Source organism: Cupriavidus sp. 05L310, assembly GCF_056398185.1.
Window position 1 is genome coordinate 36,046 of record NZ_JBFTOX010000016.1, and the last position, 17,285, is coordinate 53,330.

The following is a 17,285-nucleotide window of genomic DNA, read 5'->3' on the forward strand; positions in this document are numbered from 1 at the left end:
CTTAGTTGCCGTAGCTGAAACGCTTCGCCAGGCTCAGCAATGCGTATTCGAGCAGCAGCCCGACCACGCCGATGATGAAGATCGCGATGACGATGTGCTCCACCTTCAGGTTGTTCCACTCGTCCCACAGCCAGAAGCCGATGCCGGTGCCACCGGTCAGCATCTCCGCGGCCACGATCACCAGCCAGGCCGTGCCGATCGACAGCCGCACGCCGGTCAGCATGTAAGGCAGGACGGCCGGCAGCAGCACGCGTGTGAACACCTTCCACTCCGACAGGTCGAGCACGCGCGCGACATTCAGGTAATCCTGCGGCACGCGCGTCACGCCCACCGCGGTGTTGATCACCATCGGCCAGATCGAGCAGATGAAGATGGCCCATATCGCCGCCGGGTTGGCAGACTTGAACAGCAGCAGCCCGATCGGCAGCCATGCCAGCGGCGAGACCGGGCGCAGCAGGCTGATGATGGGCGCCATCATGGCGTTGAGAAAAGCGAAGCGGCCCAGCGCGAAGCCGGCCGGGATGCCGATCAGCGCCGCCAGCCCGAAGCCTGCCGCGACCCGTGCCAGCGACGCCAGCACGTTCCAGCCGATGCCCTGGTCATTGGGGCCGTTGCGGTAGAAGGGGTCGGCAAACAAGGGCACGGCGGCATGCCAGGTAGCGGCCGGCGTGGGGATGGCGGGGATCATCGTGGCGATACCGTGCCAGACCAGCAGGAACAGCGCAAAGCCGGCAACAGGCGGCATCAGCTTCAGCACGATGGCCGCGAAGGCATCGCGCCGTGCCGCACTGCGCAGAGCGCGTTCATGAGCCCGCTGGTCGCCAGGCGCGGCGAGATCGGCGGGGCTGCCGCTGTCTGCGGGCGCGGCTTGGGTGCCGGCATGGGCGGCCGGCTGGGCAAGTGCATTCACGTCAGGCTCCTTCAGGGGCCGGCGTGTCGCCACGCCGGCGTTCAAGCGGCAATCAAATCGAAATCACTCGGCAGGCGAACGGTGCGGCCGGCGCGATATCAGGCGAAATCGCGCAGGGCTCAGGCCTTGATCTTGAAGCCGTCGGCGTAGGCCTTCGGATCCTTGCTGGCATCCCACACCACGCCGTCCAGCAGCTTCGCGGTACGGAAGTCGCTCTTGGGTACTGGCACCTGCGCGGCCGCGGCACCTTGCTTGTAGACGTCGATGCGGTTGACCTTCTTCGCCACCGCCAGGTAGTCGGGGTGGTCCTTGAGCAAGCCCCAGCGCTTGTGCTGCGTGAGGAACCACATGCCGTCGGAGAGGAAGGGATAGTTGGTGCTGCCGTCCTGGTAGAACTTCATCGAGTCGGGATCGTCCCAGGTCTTGCCCAGGCCATTGCTGTAGCGGCCAAGCATGCGGTCCAGGATGATGTCCATATCCGTGTTGACATAGGACTTGGCGGCAATCGTTTCCGCGGTCTTGCGGCGGTTGGAGGCCGAGGCATCGATGTACTTCGATGCCTCCAGCACGGCGGCAACCATGGCGCGGGCCGTATTGGGGTACTTCTGCACGAACTCGGCGGTGGTGCCCAGGGTCTTTTCGGGGTGATCCTTCCAGATCGCCTGCGTGGTCTCGGCGGTAAAGCCGATCTTGTCGGCGATTGCGCGCGCGCCCCAGGGCTCGCCCACGCAGAATCCGTCCATGTTACCCACGCGCATATTGGCCACCATCTGCGGCGGCGGCACGGTGATGGCCTTGGCGTCCTGCATCGGGTTGATGCCGTTGGCGGCCAGCCAGTAGTACAGCCACATCGCGTGGGTGCCAGTGGGGAAGGTCTGGGCGAAGGTGTAATCGCGCTTTTCCCTGGCCATCAGCGCTTTCAGGCTGGCACCGTCCTTGACGCCTTTTTCCGCCAGTTTGGACGACAGCGTGATGGCCTGGCCATTGTGGTTCAGGTTCATCAGCACGGCCATGTCTTTCTTGGGCCCGCCGATGCCGAGCTGCACGCCGTAGATCAGGCCGTACAGCACGTGTGCCGCATCGAGTTCGCCGTTGACCAGCTTGTCGCGCACGCCGGCCCAGGAGGCTTCCTTGGTGGGCGTGATCTTGATGCCGTATTTCTTGTCGAAGCCGAGCGTGCCGGCCATCACTACCGAAGCGCAGTCCGTCAGCGGGATAAAGCCGATCCGCACTTCCGGCTTTTCCGGCGCATCCGAGCCGGCTGCCCAGGCTCCGGCGCGCACGAGCGGGTCGACCAGCGTGATCACGCTGGCGCCGGCGATGGTGGCCAGGGCGCGGCGGCGGCCGCTGCTGGCGGGTACCGCATCGGCGCCGGCGGCGCTGGCGTCGGTGGCAACCGCGGCGTGCAGCGGCTTGGCAATCTTCAGGCGAGAGGGCATTCCACGGCTCCAAATGAAAAGCGTCCTGAACCGCGCCGCTTTCGCCAAGAATGCGGGGCAGTTCAGGACGCCGTTGTCCCGTGATGCGGCGCGGCCGTCGTTGGCGGCGCACATCGGTTTGTGATCGGCCGTCGTTGGCCGATGTCTGGATTACGCAAGCCGCGTGCCAAGCTTGTTATGCAGGGTGCAGTCAATATTCGCGCGAACGCGGTGACGCCCTGGCCCGAAGGGGCAGGGCGGCGGGCGGTACCGGTGCGCGGGCGGTAGGGCGGCAGCGCCATCCTTGTGCATTGCACCAAGCGCGTGCGGGGCGTCGCCCGCGCCTTAACTCATTACATCGATGACGCGCCGTGCCGCTTCGACGAGCTTGATGCCACGCTCCATGGCCATGCTGCGCAGCCGCTTATAAGCCTCTTCCTCGCTCATGCCGCGCTCTTTCATCAGCAGGCCCTTGGCGCGTTCGACTTCCTTGCGCTCGGCCAGCTGCAGGCGTGTGGCATCCAGCTCGGCGCGCAACTCCTGATCCAGTTCGAAGCGCGCATACGCCACGTCGAGCACGGTCTTCACGCGATCGGCGCGCAGCCCGTCGACGATGTAGGCGGTAATGCCTGCCGTCAGCGCGGCCTTGATGCGCTGGGCGTCGTCGTTGTCCGTAAAGAGCACGATGGGGCGCGGCGCGTGCTGGGTGGAGACGCATACGTGCTCGACTGTATCGCGCGCCGCCGATTCCGAGGCGATGATGATCAGGTCCGGCTGCCGCGCGGCGATCGCGTCGGGGAGCCGCAGGTCGGCGTCCACCGTCTCGATGTCGGTGAAGCCCGCCGACACCAGCCCGGCATGGATCGTCTCGACGTTGAGCGGGTCGGCGTCGTGGGGATCGCGCACCAGCAGGATGCGCAGCGTGCGCGAACCCGCGGCGGAGGCGGGCGCGGGACTCGTCGGACTGGGAGGGGCTGGGGGGCGTCGGTTCATGGCGTCACTTGGGATCTCTCGTGCCATGCAAGATTCGCGCCGAGATGCTTCTAATTGTATTGCGGGGTTTCCCGGATTCAATGGTTTGCCGGCATACGCGGCGGGAACCGCCGGTGTATGCTATTGCCCTGCTGCGCGGCGGGGCGTCTGCTGGCGACGCCGCATGCCGGTGCGTAGCCTAAAACACAGTGCACAAGTCTGGAGAGAAGGATGACCGAATTCGTATTTGCCCCGCCGGCGCCCAACGGCGTGCCCGTGCGCGGCAGCAGCGCTCAGTTCCCGGTGCGCCGGGTTTACTGCGTGGGCCGCAATTATGCCGCGCATGCGCGTGAAATGGGTTCGGATCCCGACCGCGAGCCGCCGTTCTTCTTCTGCAAGCCCGCCGACGCGGTGAGCTACGTGGCCGACGGCAGCGAAGGCACCTTCCCCTATCCGCAGGGCACCGGCAACTGCCACTATGAAGTGGAACTGGTCGTCGCCATCGGCAAGGGCGGCAAGGACATCGCCGAGGCGGACGCCGCCAGCCACGTGTTCGGCTATGCCCTCGGCCTCGACATGACGCGCCGCGACTTGCAGAACGAATCCAAGAAAACCGGCCGCCCATGGGAAACCGGCAAGGCCTTCGACAAGTCCGCCCCCATCGGCCCGATTGTGCCGGTGTCCGCCATCGGCCATCCGGAGAAGGGCGCGGTGACGCTGTCCGTCAATGGCGTCGAGAAGCAGCGCGGCGATCTTTCGGACCTGATCTGGTCGGTGCCCGAGATGGTGTCTTATCTCTCCAGGCTGTTTGAGCTGCAGCCCGGCGACCTGATCTATAGCGGCACGCCAGAAGGCGTGGGCCCGGTGGTGAAGGGCGACATCATGCAGTGCAAGATCGAAGGCGTGGGCGAACTGACCGTCAAGGTGGTCTGAGCCTATGTTCAAGCTCTACAGCTACTTTCGCAGCTCGGCGTCGTACCGGGTGCGCATCGCGCTGCGGCTCAAGGGCCTGCCTTATGAGTATGTGCCGGTGCATCTGTTGCGCGACGGCGGCCAGCAACTGCTGCCGGCCTACCGCTCGCTCAATCCCGATGCGCTGGTGCCGACCCTGGTCGACGATGACCAGGTATTGATCCAGTCGGTGGCGATGGTCGAGTACCTCGACGAGACGCATCCCGAGCCGCCCTTGCTGCCGGGCACCGCGCTGGATCGTGCCTACATTCGCGCGGTGGCGCTTGAGGTCGCGTGCGAAATTCATCCGCTGAACAACCTGCGCGTGCTGAAGTACCTCAAGCACACGCTGGGCGTGGCGGAGGAAGCCAAGGACGCCTGGTACCGCCACTGGGTCGAACTGGGTTTCGAGTCGGTGAATACCAACCTGGTGCGCTCGGGCAAGGCAGGGCGTTTCTGCTTCGGCGATACGCCGACGCTGGCCGATATCTGCCTGGTGCCGCAGGTGTTCAACGCGCAGCGTTTCAATATCGATGTTGGCCGCTATCCGGCGATTGCCAAGGTGTTCGAGTCTTGCATGGCGCTGCCCGCGTTCCAGCAGGCCGAGCCCAAGGCGCAGCCGGACGCCGAGTAAGCCTGGCGCGCAGGTCCGGCGCTGGCAGGCGTAAAGAAAAAGCCCCGCAAGCAGTTGCGGGGCTTTTCGTTGCCGCCGCGTTCAGCCCAGCAGCGCTTCGGCAAATTCATCGGCATTGAAGGGCTGGAGGTCTTCGACCTTTTCGCCCACGCCGATGAAGTAGACCGGCACCGGCCGCTGGCGCGCGATCGCGGCCAGGATGCCGCCCTTGGCGGTGCCGTCGAGCTTGGTCACGATCAGCCCGGTCAGCCCCAGCGCATCGTCGAAGGCCTTGACCTGGGACAGCGCGTTCTGGCCCGTATTGGCATCGATCACCAGCAGCGACTCGTGGGGCGCGGTCGGCATCGCCTTGGCGATGACGCGCTTGACCTTCTTCAGCTCCTCCATCAGATGCAACTGCGTGGGCAGGCGGCCCGCGGTATCGGCCATCACGATATCGATGCCGCGTGCGCGCGCCGCGTTGACCGCGTCGAAGATCACCGCGGCCGGGTCGCCGCTCTCCTGCGAGACCACGGTCACATTGTTGCGCTCGCCCCAGATCGTCAATTGCTCGCGCGCGGCGGCGCGGAAGGTGTCGCCGGCCGCCAGCAGCACGGACTGGTGATAGCTCTGGAAGTGCTTGCACAGCTTGCCGATGCTGGTGGTCTTGCCGGCGCCGTTGACACCGGCGATCATCATCACCATCGGTTGCTCGCGGCCCAGCACCATGGTTTTCTCGAGCGGGCGCAGCAGGTCGGCCAGCAGTTCGCGCAGTGCGATCTTGACGCCCTCGGAGGTCTCGATGCGTTCGTTCTTGACGCGGCGGCGCAGCGCGCTCAGCAGGTGTTCGGTTGCCTCGACGCCCGTGTCCGCCATGATCAGGGCCGTTTCCAGCTCCTCGAACAGGTCTTCGTCCACCTTGACGCCGACAAACAGCGTGCCCAGGTTGCGGCTGGTTTTGGACAGGCCGGTGCGCAGGCGCTGCATCCAGCCGCGCTTGGCCTCGGCGGTGGCGGCCGGTGGCGGTGTCAGGACCATATCCCCGATAGCGGCATGGGCAGGCGGGACGACGGGTGAGAAAACCGGTTGGGCGGCCGGCGCGCTGACGGCCGGCGCGTGCGCTGACGGGGCTGGAGGGGCGGCGGCCGGGCCGGGTACAGCAGCGGGAACCGGGGCTGACGCACCGGCGGGCGCTGGTGCGGGCGCTGCAACGGGCGCGGGGACCTGCGCCTCGGGTGGCGCGCTGGCCGGTTCGGCCTTGCGCTTCTTCCAGAAACTAAACATTGGGAAAGGGGTCAATACCCCGGTAGAATCAATCGCCAAAATTCTAGCAGACGGGGTCGCATGAACCATTGTGCTGTCAGGTCCAGGTCGGGCGCCGCCCGTACCGCATCGCCTCTTGCCGGCGCCGGCGCTATTCGCCCGGCCGCTTTCTCCCGGCGCCTTATTCCCACCCTCCTGTTGATCGCCATGCCCTGGTTCGGCGCCGCTTACGCGCAGACCGGCGTGGTGGCGCCGCCGCTGTCCACCGGACAGGCCGCCGCGTCCCAAAACGCCGCGGCGGAGGCCAATACCACCGAATTCAAGCTGTCCAACGGCATGCGGGTCATCGTCAAGGAAGATCACCGCGCGCCCACCGTAGCACACCAGATCTGGTACCGCGCGGGCGGCATGGACGAGGTCAGCGGCACCACTGGCGTGGCGCACATGCTTGAACACATGATGTTCAAGGGTACACCAAAGGTCGGGCCGGGGGAGTTTTCCAAGCAGATAGCGGCGTTGGGTGGGCGCGAGAACGCACTGACCAACCGCGACTTCACCCTGTACTACCAGCAGATCAGCAAACAGTATCTGCCCAGGATGATGGAGCTCGAGGCCGACCGCATGGCCAATCTCATCATCAAGAAGGATGAGTTCGAGCGGGAGATGAAGGTCGTGATGGAAGAGCGGCGCCTGCGCACCGACGACTCCGCGCGCGGCACCGTCTACGAGCAGTTGCTGGCCACCGTGTTCACGGCGGCGCCCTACCGCCATCCCGTGATCGGCTGGCCGGCTGACCTCGTCAACATGCGCGTCGAGGACGTGCAGGCCTGGTACAAGAACTGGTACGTGCCCGACAACGCCCTGCTCGTCGTTACCGGCGACGTCACGGCGGCCGAGGTCAGGACGCTTGCTGAACGCATCTACGGCAAGCTCAAGGCGCGTCCCCTGCCGTTGCGCAAGGACCAGCTGGAGCCGGTGCAGAAGGGCATCAAGCGGATCTGGGTCAAGGCTCCCGCGGAGAACCCGTACATCGTGATGGCGTACAAGGTGCCGCGCCTGCACGATGTCGAGAAGGACGTCGATCCCTACGCGCTGGAGGTCCTGTCGGCCGTGCTGAACGGCTACGACAATGCCCGCCTGACGCGAGACCTGGTGCGCGAGCGCCGCATTGCCGACGACGTCAACGTGGGCTACGACAGCATCAATCGCGGCGAGTCCATCATGGTGCTCGATGGCACGCCGGCCAATGGCCACACCACCGAGGAGATCGAGCGCGCGCTGCGCGACGAGATCGCCCGCATCGCCCGCGAAGGGGTTTCGCCTGAAGAACTCAAGCGCGTCAAGGCGCAGGTCGTGGCGGCGCAGATCTACAAGCGCGACTCGGTGTTCGGCCAGGGCATGGAAATCGGCGTGGCCGAGATTTCAGGCATTTCCTGGCGCAAGCTCGACCGCATGCTGGAGAAGGTCAAGGAAGTCACGCCTGCGCAGGTGCAAGCGGTGGCCGGCAAGTACTTCAACGACGATAACCTGACCGTGGCGACCCTGCTGCCGCAACCCATCGACCCGAACAAGCCAAAGGCACCGGTTGACGCCGGCTCGCTCCGCTAAAGCCTTTCAGAGGACCGACGATGTCTCTCTTTGCCCCGACGATCCCGTCGCCGCGCGTGCTGCGCCGTATCGCAGGCGCTGCCTTCGGCGCGCTTGCCCTGATCGCTTCGCAGGCCGCGCTGGCTGCCATCCCGATCGAACAATGGACCACCTCTACCGGCGCCCGCGTGTATTTCGTGCGCAGCCCGTCCATCCCCATGCTCGACGTCAATATCGATTTCGACGCCGGCAGCCGCTATGACCCGCCGGGCAAGGCCGGCCTTGCCACGCTCGCGTCAGCCCTGCTCGACAAGGGCGCCGCCGCGCAGGACGGCCAGCCAGCGCGCAACGAAGCGCAGGTTGCCGACGCCTTCGCCGACACGGGCGCCGATTTCGGCGGTGCCGCCAGCAGCGATCGGGGCGGTATCGGCCTGCGCACGCTGACCTCCGAGCCGGAGCTCAGCCAGTCGCTTGCGCTGGCTGGTCAGTTGATCAAGGCCCCGGCCTACCCGGACACCGTGGTGGCGCGCGAGAAGCAACGCCTGATCACGGCGATCCGCGAGGCTGACACCAAGCCGGGGGTGATTGCCGACAAGATGGTGTCGAAGGCGATCTATCCCGCCCATCCGTATGGCGTTTCGCCGACCGCGGCGTCGGTCGAATCGATCACACGGGCCGATATCGAGCGTTTCTGGCGGGACAATTACGCGCCATCGCGTGCTGTCGTGACGCTGATCGGCGCCATCGACCGCAAGCAGGCCGAGACCATCGCCGAGCAGCTAACCCGCGGCCTGCCCGCGGGAGCCACGCCGCCTGCGATGCCGCCCGTGCAGCCAACGATCCCGGCTAGCGAGCAGCGAGTGCCGCATCCGGCGCAACAGGCCACCGTGGCGATTGGCCAGCCCGCCATCGCGCGTGGCGATCCCGATTACTTCGCCCTGCTGGTAGGCAACTACGTCCTCGGCGGCGGTGGGTTCAGCTCGCGCCTGACCGATGAGGTACGGGAGAAGCGCGGCCTGACCTATGGTGTCGACAGCTACTTCGCCCCGGCCAAGCAGGCAGGGCCCTTCGGCATCGGCCTGCAAACCAAGAAGGCGCAGACCAACGAGGCATTGGCCCTGGTGCGCAAGGTGCTGGCGCAATACGTGGCGGAAGGCCCCACCGACGCCGAACTGAAGGCCGCCAAGGACAATCTCATCAATGGCTTCCCGCTGCGCATCGACAGCAACCGCAAGCTGCTGACCAATGTGGCCAATATCGGCTGGTACAGGTTGCCGCTGGACTACCTCGATACCTGGACCAGGCAGATCGGCAAGATCACGCGAGCCCAGGTCAAGGAAGCCTTCCAGCGTCACGTGCGTCCCGACGCCATGGCGACTGTGATCGTGGGCGGGCCGGAATGAGGGCGTGAGTGGTGCGGGCGCTTCGGTCCCTGGCGCTCGCGCGATCTGACCCGCAGGCTCTACAATCACGGCATGAATTCGCGTACCCGATCTCCCTCGCCCGCTGCCAGCGGGCGAAACTCTTCCCCCTCGCCGCGGCAGGCACCCGCGCAGGTCCGCATCATCGGCGGCAAGTGGAAGCGCACGCCGCTGCCCGTACTCCACGCCGAAGGGCTGCGTCCCACGCCCGACCGCGTGCGTGAAACTCTGTTTAACTGGCTCGGCCAGGACATGTCGGGGCTGGCCTGCCTCGACCTGTTTGCGGGTTCTGGGGCACTTGGCTTCGAAGCCGCTTCGCGCGGTGCGCGGCAGGTCACAATGGTGGAGGCCAACCCGCGCGTGGCCAAGCAATTGCGCGACAACCAGTATCGCCTCGACGCCCAGCAGATCCGGGTTGTGCAGGGTGATGCATTTGCTACGGCGGCGCAGATGCCGTCAGCGAGCTTCGACGTGGTTTTTCTCGATCCGCCGTTTGCCGAGGATTGGCTGGGCCCTGCGCTGGAGCATGCGGCACGGCTGTCGCGGCCGGGCGGTGCCGTCTATGTGGAAACCGATCGTGCGTTGACCGGCCCGGATGCCCCAGTGCCGGCGGCGCTGGAGATCGTGCGGCATGCCCGCGCGGGCGCGGTGCATTTCCATTTGCTGCAGCACAGGAATAATCGATTCGGGGGCGCGGACGCGGCATGACCGGCCATCGCACGCTAGATGCGGCACTGCCGCGAAAGCGTGTTGCAATGGCTTCCAAGTACCGCGTTTAGAGTTACACTACGCCGCTGTTGCCAACGCTCGTCACGCAGCCTTGGCCCCAGCCCTCAACCATAGCGGGCGGGGTCGATCGGTCCAGGACCGGCAGCGGGCAGAATAAGGAGGAAGCATGGTCGTCGCGGTCTATCCCGGCACTTTCGACCCAATGACCCGGGGCCACGAGGATCTGGTGCGCAGAGCGTCCAATATCTTCGATGAACTCGTGGTCGGCGTGGCGTATAGCCCCAACAAGCGCCCATTCTTTTCGCTGGAAGAGCGCATAGGCATCGCTCGCGAAGTCCTGGGACACTATCCCAATGTGCGAGTCGAAGGTTTCTCCGGCCTGCTCAAGGATTTCGTGCGCAAGAACAATGCGCGGGTGATCGTGCGGGGTTTGCGTGCCGTCTCCGATTTCGAGTATGAGTTCCAGATGGCGGGCATGAACCGCTACCTGCTGCCGGACGTGGAAACCATGTTCCTGACGCCCTCGGACCAATACCAGTTCATCTCGGGCACGTTCGTGCGCGAGATCGCGGTGCTGGGCGGCGATGTCAGCAAGTTCGTATTCCCGTCGGTCGAGCGCTGGCTTCAGGAGAAGATTGCCAAACCGGAATAAAATAGAGCTTCGGGACATGTCGGCCGCGGCCAGTCGGGCGCGGGCATGTCTGGCTTAAAGGAAACACCATGGCACTGATGATCACCGACGACTGCATCAACTGCGACGTTTGTGAGCCCGAGTGCCCAAACGAAGCTATTTCGATGGGGCCCGAGATCTATGAGATCGACCCCAACAAATGCACGGAATGCGTCGGACACTTCGATGAGCCGCAATGCCAGCAGGTTTGCCCGGTGGCTTGCATCCCGAACGACCCCAACCGGGTCGAGACGCGCGATACCTTGATGCAGCGCTATCGTCTGCTGACGGCGGCCAAGCGGGTGGCTTGACGCGGGCATTGCGCCCTGCGGCACAAAAAAGCCCCGTCACCGAGAGGTGACGGGGCTTTTTTATTGGTCCGCCTGCGGTTTGCTGCTTGCGAAGCGCCTTCAGCGGGTGGTGTGCAACTCCAGCATGGCGCGTTCGTTTTCGCCCCTGGCCAGCAGCGCCAGCGGCGCCAGGCTACGGTCGATGGCTTCGTCGATGGCCTGCTGCTCCTCGCGGCGCGGCGGCTTCAATACATAATTGATCACATCCTCCCGCTCGCCGCCACCGCTTGCCGAGTTGCGCGGATGGCCCACGCCGATGCGCAGGCGCCAGTAGTCCTGCGTTGTCAGGTGCGCGGCAATGTCCTTGAGTCCGTTGTGGCCGCCGGCGCCGCCGCCGCGCTTGAGCTTGACGGTACCGGGCGGCATGTCCATTTCGTCGTGGGCTACCAGGATTTCGTCAGGCAGGATCTTGTAGAAACGCGCCAGCGATACCACTGACTGGCCGGAGCGGTTCATGAACGTGGACGGCTTGAGTAGCCAGATGTCCTGGTCCCATAGCCGCGCGCGCGCGGCCAGGCCGTGGAAGCGGCCTTCAACGCGCAGGGTGGCGCCGCCCATGCGGGCCAGTTGGTCGACCAGCCAGAAGCCGGCGTTGTGGCGGGTGGCTTCGTATTCCGCCCCGGGGTTGCCGAGACCGACGATGAGTTTGATCATGGGTTGGACTGCTTGGTTGGGAGGACTCAGGCGGATCTGACTGCGACTGCTTAACTGCAGTGTCATAGGCCTAAAAGCCTAAAATCAAAGGCAGTTTCACCACCCCTGCGGGGCGGCGACCTACTTTCTTGTCACGCCAAGAACGTAGGCAAAGAAGGCGCCCCATACGGGATGGGCAAACATTCACGGCTCGCTTCGCATCGCGCAGGGGCTGCCAGGGGCCAAGGATACTCGATTGGGCGCACGAAAAAAAACCGCCGGACGCGCCGGCGGTTTTTTCTTGCGGCTGCGAGAGCCGTCCTGTTGCACGTCCCGAAGGCCGCGTTCAGGGTACTCAGGCAGCAGGCGTTTCTTCGGCTGCAGCAACGCCGCCGGCCGGCAGCGAGATGCTGGCGATAGCAGGGTTTTCGTCGCCGTGGGTGATGGCGCTCACGCCCTTCGGCAGCTTCACGTCGGACAGGTGCAGGGTCTGGCCCAGTTCCGCGTTACCCAGGTCCACTTCGATGAACTCAGGCAGGTCGGCCGGCAGGCACGACACTTCCAGTTCGTTCAGGATGTGGTTGACGATGCCATGGCCCAGCTTCACGCCCGGGGCGTTTTCCTGGTTCATGAAGTGCAGCGGCACCTTGACGTGGATCTTGTCGGTGGCCGACACGCGCTGGAAGTCGACGTGCAGGACCAGCGGCTTGAACGGGTGCATCTGGAAAGCGCGCAGCAGGGCCTTTTCAGCCTTGCCTTCCACTTCGAGGTCGAGAATCGACGAGTGGAATGCTTCTTTCTTCAGCGCATGGAACAGCGCGTTGTGATCCAGTTCGATCATCTTGGGCTCGGCTGCGCCGCCATAGATGATGCCGGGGGTCTTGCCGGCGTTGCGCAGGCGGCGGCTCGCACCCGTTCCCTGTACGCTACGCTCGAAGGCTACTACTTTCATGATGACTCCAAATGTAAGAGGGCTGTCCGCGACCAGACAGCCCGATGAATCGCGCCTGCACCGTAACCGGGGTGTCCCCGAAAAACGGCCGCAAACGCGGTAAAGCGTTGAATTCTATCAGGAATCGGCAAACAGCGACATGATCGAGTCGCCCTTGACGATCCGGGTGAAAGTCTCCGCCAGCAGCGATGCGGTCGACAGTTGGCGAATCTTGCCGGACTGGATCGCATCGTCGCGCAGCGGAATGGTGTCGCACACCACCACTTCATCCAGTTCGGAGTCGGCGATACGGGCAGCCGCGCCGCCGGACAGCACCGGATGGGTACAGTAAGCGAATACCTTCAGCGCGCCGCGCTCCTTCAGTACCTGGGCGGCCTTGCACAGCGTGCCGCCGGTGTCGATCATGTCATCCATGATCACGCAGTTGCGGCCGTCGACTTCACCGATGATGTTCATCACTTCAGCCACATTGGCCTTGGGACGACGCTTGTCGATGATGGCCAGGTCGCAGTTCAGCTGCTTGGCCAGCGCACGGGCGCGCACCACGCCGCCGACGTCGGGCGAGACCACCAGCAGATTGCCGTAGTTTTTCTCGCGCAGGTCGCCCAGCAGAACCGGGGAGGCGTAGATGTTATCAACCGGGATATCGAAGAAGCCCTGGATCTGGTCGGCGTGCAGGTCCATGGTCAGGACGCGCTCGACGCCGGCGACTTCCAGCATATTGGCTACCACCTTGGCCGAGATCGCGACGCGCGCCGAACGCGGGCGGCGGTCCTGGCGGGCATAGCCGAAATAGGGCATGGCGGCAGTGATGCTGCGTGCCGAGGCGCGCTTGAGCGCATCGACCATCACCATCAGTTCCATCAGGTTGTCGTTGGTCGGCGCGCAGGTGGACTGCAGCACGATAACGTGCTTGCCGCGAACATTTTCCTGGATTTCAACTTGGACTTCGCCGTCGGAGAACCGGCCGACCTGGGCTTTCCCGAGCGGGATGCCGAGGTGCTGCACGACAGCCTCCGCGAGTTTGGGGTTGGCGTTGCCGGTAAAAACCATCAAGCCTTCGCTGCTCATTCGGTGCACCTGTCTTGCTGCTGGAGGGGGGAAAGATTGCTGCCGGCTAGTGCCGGCAGCTTTGTCGTGCGGGTCCATAAGGACACTATAGGAATGTAATGGCAGGGGAAGAAGGATTCGAACCTTCGAATGCCGGAATCAAAATCCGGTGCCTTGACCAACTTGGCGACTCCCCTACACAACCGGGCACGTCCATCGTCACATTCAACTGCCTGCGACGCCGAACGAAAAACTATTTATGCGAGCGTTGCGAGCGGGTGGTGCGATAAACTCTTCGCACACCTGCCATCCCATTCGGGAGGCAACCGGTCTAGTACCTGCTGCGCCGTTTGCGAATCGTTGAATCGCGCAAACACGCAGGCTCCGGAACCGGTCATCCTTGCATGGGGACTGTATTGTCTCAGCCATTCAAGGGCTCGGGCAACTTCGCCGAACTTCACTGTTGCTATCGCTTCCAGGTCGTTGCGACCGAAACCGAACTTGTTTGTGCATCCAGTGAAGTCCGCTATTATGCTGATGGGCGTATCCCTTGTCAAGCGCTCGTCCGAAAAAATTGCAACGGTAGGAACATGCTGGCGCGGGTGGATGATCACGAACCAGCTTTCGGGCAACGCGACCGTCGTCAGTTCCTCGCCAACACCCTCGGCGAAGGCGTTTTCCCCATGCAGGAAGAACGGCACGTCCGCGCCCAGCGCGAGGCCGATGCGCTTGAGTTCATCGCGGTCCAGGTGCAGCCCCCACAGGTGGTTCAGGGCCAGCAGCGTGGTGGCCGCATCCGAAGAGCCGCCGCCAATGCCGCCACCCATCGGCAGCCGCTTGGCGATGGCGATGTCGGCGCCAAAGCGGGTTCCGCTGGCCTGCTGCAGCGCCCGTGCGGCGCGCACGATCAGGTCGGTCTCGGCCGGGACGCCGGCTACCTCGGTGGTGCGCTCGATGCGGCCATCTTCGCGGCGGCGGAAGTCCAGCGTATCGCTCCAGTCCACCAGTTGGAACACCGTCTGCAACATGTGATAGCCATCGTCACGACGCCCGGTCACGTGCAGGAAGAGATTCAGCTTGGCGGGAGCGGGGCAGCCGCGCAGTTCAGCGGGGGGCAGGGTACGGGCAGTATTCATTGCGCTTGCTCCGGATCGATCACAAGGCGCACGGAGAGCGGGCTGCCGTCGCCATCGCGTGCCAGGTCGATACGGCGCGGCAGCGCCGTGGCTGCGGTTGCCGCGGCAGGGGTTTCCTGCCACGACACATAGCGTACTGTCCAGCCGTTCTGCGCCAGGGTGGCCAGCCGCCCGCTATCGTCGCGGGTGGTGCGCGCCGGGCTGCCCGGCGCGGGGCGCGCGTGCAGCCAGTCGCGCATGCCGGCCACCGGCAGCGAGAAGCCAAGCGCCTCTTCCAGCAGGGTATCCACCTCAGGCGCATTGCGCGGGGGCTGGTTGGGGAGGTCGAGCGTCGCGCCGGAAGGGGTGGACGTGACCACGGCAAGGGTCTGCCCCAGCGGCGAGATCAGGTCCAGCCGCACGTTGCGGCCTTGCTCGTGCCATTGAAAGCTGCCCTGTACGCCTTCCTCGCGGCCGTAGCGCACGTAGTTGGCGGCGAAGCGTCCGCTGAGGTCGCGCGCCCTGGCGGTCTCGCCGGCGTCGAACTGCCGCGTTGGCGTGATGCTGGCGCAGGCGGCAAGCCAGACGGGGGCGCTCAGGCAGAGCAGGGCTAGGCGTCGGGATTTATGCATGTAGTCTTGCGCCCGCACCGGCGCAGCCGGGCGCCGGGCGTCCGGCCCGGCGGAGGTTTGCGGGCTGTCGGATGAATCGGGAGATTACTTGAGCGCGGAGAGCGGCACGTTATAGCGCCGCAGCGTGTCGATTAGGATGACGTTGTCCGGCTCGATCTTGGCGGCTTCGTTCCAGGTCTTGCGTGCTTCATCCTGCTGGCCGAGTTGCCACAGCACCTCGCCCAGGTGGGCACCGATTTCCGCTTCGGGCGCCTTGGCGTAGGCGTTCCGGAGCAGTTCGGCAGCTGGCTGCAACTGGCCCAGGCGGAATTTGACCCAGGCCAGGCTATCCATGATGTAAGGATCGTCCGGTCCCAGCGCGGAGGCCTTCTCCAGCAACTGGAGGGCTTCCGGCAGGCGCACGTTACGGTCCGCAAGGGAGTAGCCGAGCGCGTTGTAGCCCTGCTTTGCGTCGGGCTGCATCGCGATCACCCGGCGCAGCCGCTTTTCCATGCTGTCGTAGCGCTTCTCGCGCTCGTCGAGCATGGCCAGCTCGTAGACCCAGTCCGAATTGTCGGGCTCGGCAGCGACGCGCTCCTCCAGCACCTTGCGGGCGCGGTCGTAGGCTTTGGCATCGATCAGCATGCCAACCTCGGCCTGCCGGATCGCGGTCATGCGCTGCGCGCGCTGGTCGGGCTCGGCGATATCCTCGGCATCGGCCAGCATATCGTTGAACACGGCCTGTGCGTCGTCGAGCTTGCCCATGCGCCCAAGCAGCTGGGCGCGCTTGACGGCGGCCGCGGGCGCCAGGCGGCTGTCGTCGATGCGGTCGAGCCACGCAACGGCGGCGGGGTAGTCCTTCTTTTCCTCGGCGATCTGCGCCAGGTACTGGTAGGCGATATCGGGGCTGGCGGCCGGCACCTGCTCGGCCAGTTGCAGATACTCTTTCAGGTACTGCTCAGCTTCGTCATAGCGTTTGGACTGCAGGCTGGTCAGGCCAAGGGCGAGCGGCACGCGCGGGTCCTTGGGCGCTATCTTGCGCAGGGTCTCGAACTCGGCGCGGGCGGCTTGCAGGTCGTTCTGCTGCAAGTACAGGCGCGCCAGCGTGATATGGCCGTTGACCGAAGCAGGGGCCTTGCCGACGAACGACTTCAGGCCGGCGATGGCCTCGTCCGGTGCGCTGTCGGCGCGCAATTCGGCCGCCATCAGCGCGGCGGCTTCATAGTCGGGGCGGATGCGCTGGGCTTCGTCGAGTTCGGCCAGGGCGCCGGGAATGTCGTTGGCGGCTTCCTTGGCGCGGGCCAGGGCAAGGTGGGTTTCGGCAGAGCGGGCGTCGCTCGCTGTCAGGCGCTGCAGCAGGGCGGCGGCACCGGCGGGATCGCTGGTTCGCGAAAGCTGCTGCTGCATCTGCAGGATCGCCTCCGGCCGGTGGCTTGGCGGCACGCCATTGAGCTGCAGGGCCAGCAAGGGTTCGGCTTCGTCCCAGCGGCCGCTCAGGACCAGCAGGGTGGAAAGGACTTGCCGCGCACCAGCCGATGTGGGCGCGAGTTCGGTCCACAGGCGCGCAGCGTCGAGCGCTTGCTGCGCGCTACGTGCATTGAAGGCGATCTCGGTGGCGCGCTGGGCAAAGCGCGGGTCGCGCGTATTGCGGGCCAGTTCCAGGTAAGTCTGGTAAGCCGGACCGACCACGCCGCGCTGGGCCGAGATTTCCGCCGCCAGGACCCGGTACAGGATGTCGGCGCTCAGCGGCACCGCCGGCAGCGGCATCTTCGGCGGCAACGGGTTCGAGCGGACTGGCGTGATGGCTTCCGCCGCCACCTTCATCGCGGGCCTGCCCTCCGGGGGCGCGGCATGGCTGGCAAGCGGCGCCATGGCGCAGACCGCAAGCGCGGCCGCAGCCGTGGCTGCGAGCCTGTGACGCAGCGGCCGCCGGGTAGAGCGCCGGGTAGGAAGAATTTGAGCGATGGTCATCGGGGTACGGTCCAGGCGGTCCGACATGTGGGTGGGTGCTCCAGCACTCAATGCGATGGGAATGTTAAA

The 17,285-nt window shown here is 65.2% G+C and carries 17 protein-coding genes and 1 tRNA gene; 7 read left to right on the forward strand and 11 right to left on the reverse strand.

Translation table 11 applies throughout. The features are described from left to right. Position 1: 1 nt before the first annotated feature. The 3 genes from ntrB to AC1DS6_RS13820 form a co-directional block, all read right to left on the reverse strand. Positions 2-796 (reverse strand): nitrate ABC transporter permease, encoded by a 795-nt coding sequence (ntrB, locus tag AC1DS6_RS13810; protein ID WP_235184883.1) that lies wholly within the window; start codon positions 794-796, stop codon positions 2-4. A gap of 233 nt (positions 797-1,029) precedes the next feature. Then, a complete protein-coding gene (locus AC1DS6_RS13815) occupies positions 1,030-2,349 on the reverse strand; it encodes a CmpA/NrtA family ABC transporter substrate-binding protein (protein WP_045241387.1) in 1,320 nt (439 codons plus the stop codon). A gap of 324 nt (positions 2,350-2,673) precedes the next feature. Further along, entirely contained in the window at positions 2,674-3,321 is a 648-nt protein-coding gene (locus AC1DS6_RS13820) for an ANTAR domain-containing response regulator (RefSeq protein WP_045241354.1), read from the reverse strand. A gap of 210 nt (positions 3,322-3,531) precedes the next feature. Between AC1DS6_RS13820 and AC1DS6_RS13825 the strand changes: the two genes are divergently transcribed. Beyond that, positions 3,532-4,233, forward strand: a complete 702-nt coding sequence (locus tag AC1DS6_RS13825) for a fumarylacetoacetate hydrolase family protein (RefSeq protein ID WP_441626995.1) — start codon at positions 3,532-3,534, stop codon at positions 4,231-4,233. Between the two features lie 4 nt (positions 4,234-4,237). Beyond that, positions 4,238-4,885, forward strand: a complete 648-nt coding sequence (gene maiA, locus AC1DS6_RS13830; RefSeq protein ID WP_441626997.1) for a maleylacetoacetate isomerase — start codon at positions 4,238-4,240, stop codon at positions 4,883-4,885. 81 nt (positions 4,886-4,966) lie between these two features. Here maiA and ftsY read toward each other — a convergent pair whose 3' ends face one another. Next, on the reverse strand, positions 4,967-6,148 hold the full coding sequence (gene ftsY, locus AC1DS6_RS13835) for a signal recognition particle-docking protein FtsY (RefSeq protein ID WP_441626999.1): 1,182 nt from the start codon (positions 6,146-6,148) through the stop codon (positions 4,967-4,969). 60 nt (positions 6,149-6,208) lie between these two features. Between ftsY and AC1DS6_RS13840 the strand changes: the two genes are divergently transcribed. From AC1DS6_RS13840 to AC1DS6_RS13860, 5 genes are all read left to right on the forward strand, one after another. Further along, positions 6,209-7,735: a M16 family metallopeptidase gene (locus tag AC1DS6_RS13840; protein WP_441627001.1), complete on the forward strand. Its 1,527-nt coding sequence runs from the start codon at positions 6,209-6,211 to the stop codon at positions 7,733-7,735. A 20-nt stretch (positions 7,736-7,755) separates the two neighbouring features. Continuing rightward, on the forward strand, positions 7,756-9,117 hold the full coding sequence (locus AC1DS6_RS13845; protein WP_441627003.1) for a M16 family metallopeptidase: 1,362 nt from the start codon (positions 7,756-7,758) through the stop codon (positions 9,115-9,117). Between the two features lie 72 nt (positions 9,118-9,189). Continuing rightward, a complete protein-coding gene (gene rsmD, locus AC1DS6_RS13850; protein ID WP_441627005.1) occupies positions 9,190-9,843 on the forward strand; it encodes a 16S rRNA (guanine(966)-N(2))-methyltransferase RsmD in 654 nt (217 codons plus the stop codon). A 187-nt stretch (positions 9,844-10,030) separates the two neighbouring features. Continuing rightward, positions 10,031-10,516, forward strand: a complete 486-nt coding sequence (coaD, locus tag AC1DS6_RS13855; RefSeq protein WP_035861092.1) for a pantetheine-phosphate adenylyltransferase — start codon at positions 10,031-10,033, stop codon at positions 10,514-10,516. A 68-nt stretch (positions 10,517-10,584) separates the two neighbouring features. After that, a complete protein-coding gene (locus AC1DS6_RS13860; RefSeq protein WP_035861094.1) occupies positions 10,585-10,845 on the forward strand; it encodes a YfhL family 4Fe-4S dicluster ferredoxin in 261 nt (86 codons plus the stop codon). A 99-nt stretch (positions 10,846-10,944) separates the two neighbouring features. Here AC1DS6_RS13860 and pth read toward each other — a convergent pair whose 3' ends face one another. The 7 genes from pth to AC1DS6_RS13895 all read right to left on the reverse strand — a co-directional run bounded on the left by pth (position 10,945) and on the right by AC1DS6_RS13895 (position 17,243). Continuing rightward, positions 10,945-11,538: an aminoacyl-tRNA hydrolase gene (pth, locus tag AC1DS6_RS13865; RefSeq protein WP_441627008.1), complete on the reverse strand. Its 594-nt coding sequence runs from the start codon at positions 11,536-11,538 to the stop codon at positions 10,945-10,947. 334 nt (positions 11,539-11,872) lie between these two features. Beyond that, positions 11,873-12,469, reverse strand: coding sequence for a 50S ribosomal protein L25/general stress protein Ctc (locus tag AC1DS6_RS13870; protein WP_183032821.1), 597 nt, complete (start codon positions 12,467-12,469; stop codon positions 11,873-11,875). Positions 12,470-12,586: 117 nt separating this feature from the next. Continuing rightward, positions 12,587-13,540 (reverse strand): ribose-phosphate pyrophosphokinase, encoded by a 954-nt coding sequence (locus tag AC1DS6_RS13875; protein WP_017229695.1) that lies wholly within the window; start codon positions 13,538-13,540, stop codon positions 12,587-12,589. A 99-nt stretch (positions 13,541-13,639) separates the two neighbouring features. Continuing rightward, positions 13,640-13,716, reverse strand: a tRNA-Gln gene (locus AC1DS6_RS13880). Positions 13,717-13,776: 60 nt separating this feature from the next. Beyond that, positions 13,777-14,655 (reverse strand): 4-(cytidine 5'-diphospho)-2-C-methyl-D-erythritol kinase, encoded by an 879-nt coding sequence (ispE, locus tag AC1DS6_RS13885; protein WP_441627010.1) that lies wholly within the window; start codon positions 14,653-14,655, stop codon positions 13,777-13,779. Further along, a complete protein-coding gene (lolB, locus tag AC1DS6_RS13890; RefSeq protein WP_441627012.1) occupies positions 14,652-15,266 on the reverse strand; it encodes a lipoprotein insertase outer membrane protein LolB in 615 nt (204 codons plus the stop codon). The genes ispE and lolB overlap by 4 nt, the downstream gene beginning before the upstream one ends. A gap of 84 nt (positions 15,267-15,350) precedes the next feature. Continuing rightward, positions 15,351-17,243: a tetratricopeptide repeat protein gene (locus AC1DS6_RS13895; RefSeq protein WP_441627014.1), complete on the reverse strand. Its 1,893-nt coding sequence runs from the start codon at positions 17,241-17,243 to the stop codon at positions 15,351-15,353. Positions 17,244-17,285: the final 42 nt, after the last annotated feature.

Bases quoted from the DNA above. Each gene is read 5' to 3' on its own strand.
- ispE (WP_441627010.1), bottom strand. From the start codon at position 14,655: ATGAATACTGCCCGTACCCTGCCCCCCGCTGAACTGCGCGGCTGCCCC.
- ftsY (WP_441626999.1), bottom strand. From the start codon at position 6,148: ATGTTTAGTTTCTGGAAGAAGCGCAAGGCCGAACCGGCCAGCGCGCCA.
- AC1DS6_RS13870 (WP_183032821.1), bottom strand. From the start codon at position 12,469: ATGAAAGTAGTAGCCTTCGAGCGTAGCGTACAGGGAACGGGTGCGAGC.
- AC1DS6_RS13840 (WP_441627001.1), top strand. From the start codon at position 6,209: ATGAACCATTGTGCTGTCAGGTCCAGGTCGGGCGCCGCCCGTACCGCA.
- rsmD (WP_441627005.1), top strand. From the start codon at position 9,190: ATGAATTCGCGTACCCGATCTCCCTCGCCCGCTGCCAGCGGGCGAAAC.
- AC1DS6_RS13825 (WP_441626995.1), top strand. From the start codon at position 3,532: ATGACCGAATTCGTATTTGCCCCGCCGGCGCCCAACGGCGTGCCCGTG.
- AC1DS6_RS13860 (WP_035861094.1), top strand. From the start codon at position 10,585: ATGGCACTGATGATCACCGACGACTGCATCAACTGCGACGTTTGTGAG.
- AC1DS6_RS13820 (WP_045241354.1), bottom strand. From the start codon at position 3,321: ATGAACCGACGCCCCCCAGCCCCTCCCAGTCCGACGAGTCCCGCGCCC.
- AC1DS6_RS13845 (WP_441627003.1), top strand. From the start codon at position 7,756: ATGTCTCTCTTTGCCCCGACGATCCCGTCGCCGCGCGTGCTGCGCCGT.
- AC1DS6_RS13895 (WP_441627014.1), bottom strand. From the start codon at position 17,243: ATGTCGGACCGCCTGGACCGTACCCCGATGACCATCGCTCAAATTCTT.
- AC1DS6_RS13875 (WP_017229695.1), bottom strand. From the start codon at position 13,540: ATGAGCAGCGAAGGCTTGATGGTTTTTACCGGCAACGCCAACCCCAAA.
- AC1DS6_RS13815 (WP_045241387.1), bottom strand. From the start codon at position 2,349: ATGCCCTCTCGCCTGAAGATTGCCAAGCCGCTGCACGCCGCGGTTGCC.
- maiA (WP_441626997.1), top strand. From the start codon at position 4,238: ATGTTCAAGCTCTACAGCTACTTTCGCAGCTCGGCGTCGTACCGGGTG.
- lolB (WP_441627012.1), bottom strand. From the start codon at position 15,266: ATGCATAAATCCCGACGCCTAGCCCTGCTCTGCCTGAGCGCCCCCGTC.
- pth (WP_441627008.1), bottom strand. From the start codon at position 11,538: ATGATCAAACTCATCGTCGGTCTCGGCAACCCCGGGGCGGAATACGAA.
- coaD (WP_035861092.1), top strand. From the start codon at position 10,031: ATGGTCGTCGCGGTCTATCCCGGCACTTTCGACCCAATGACCCGGGGC.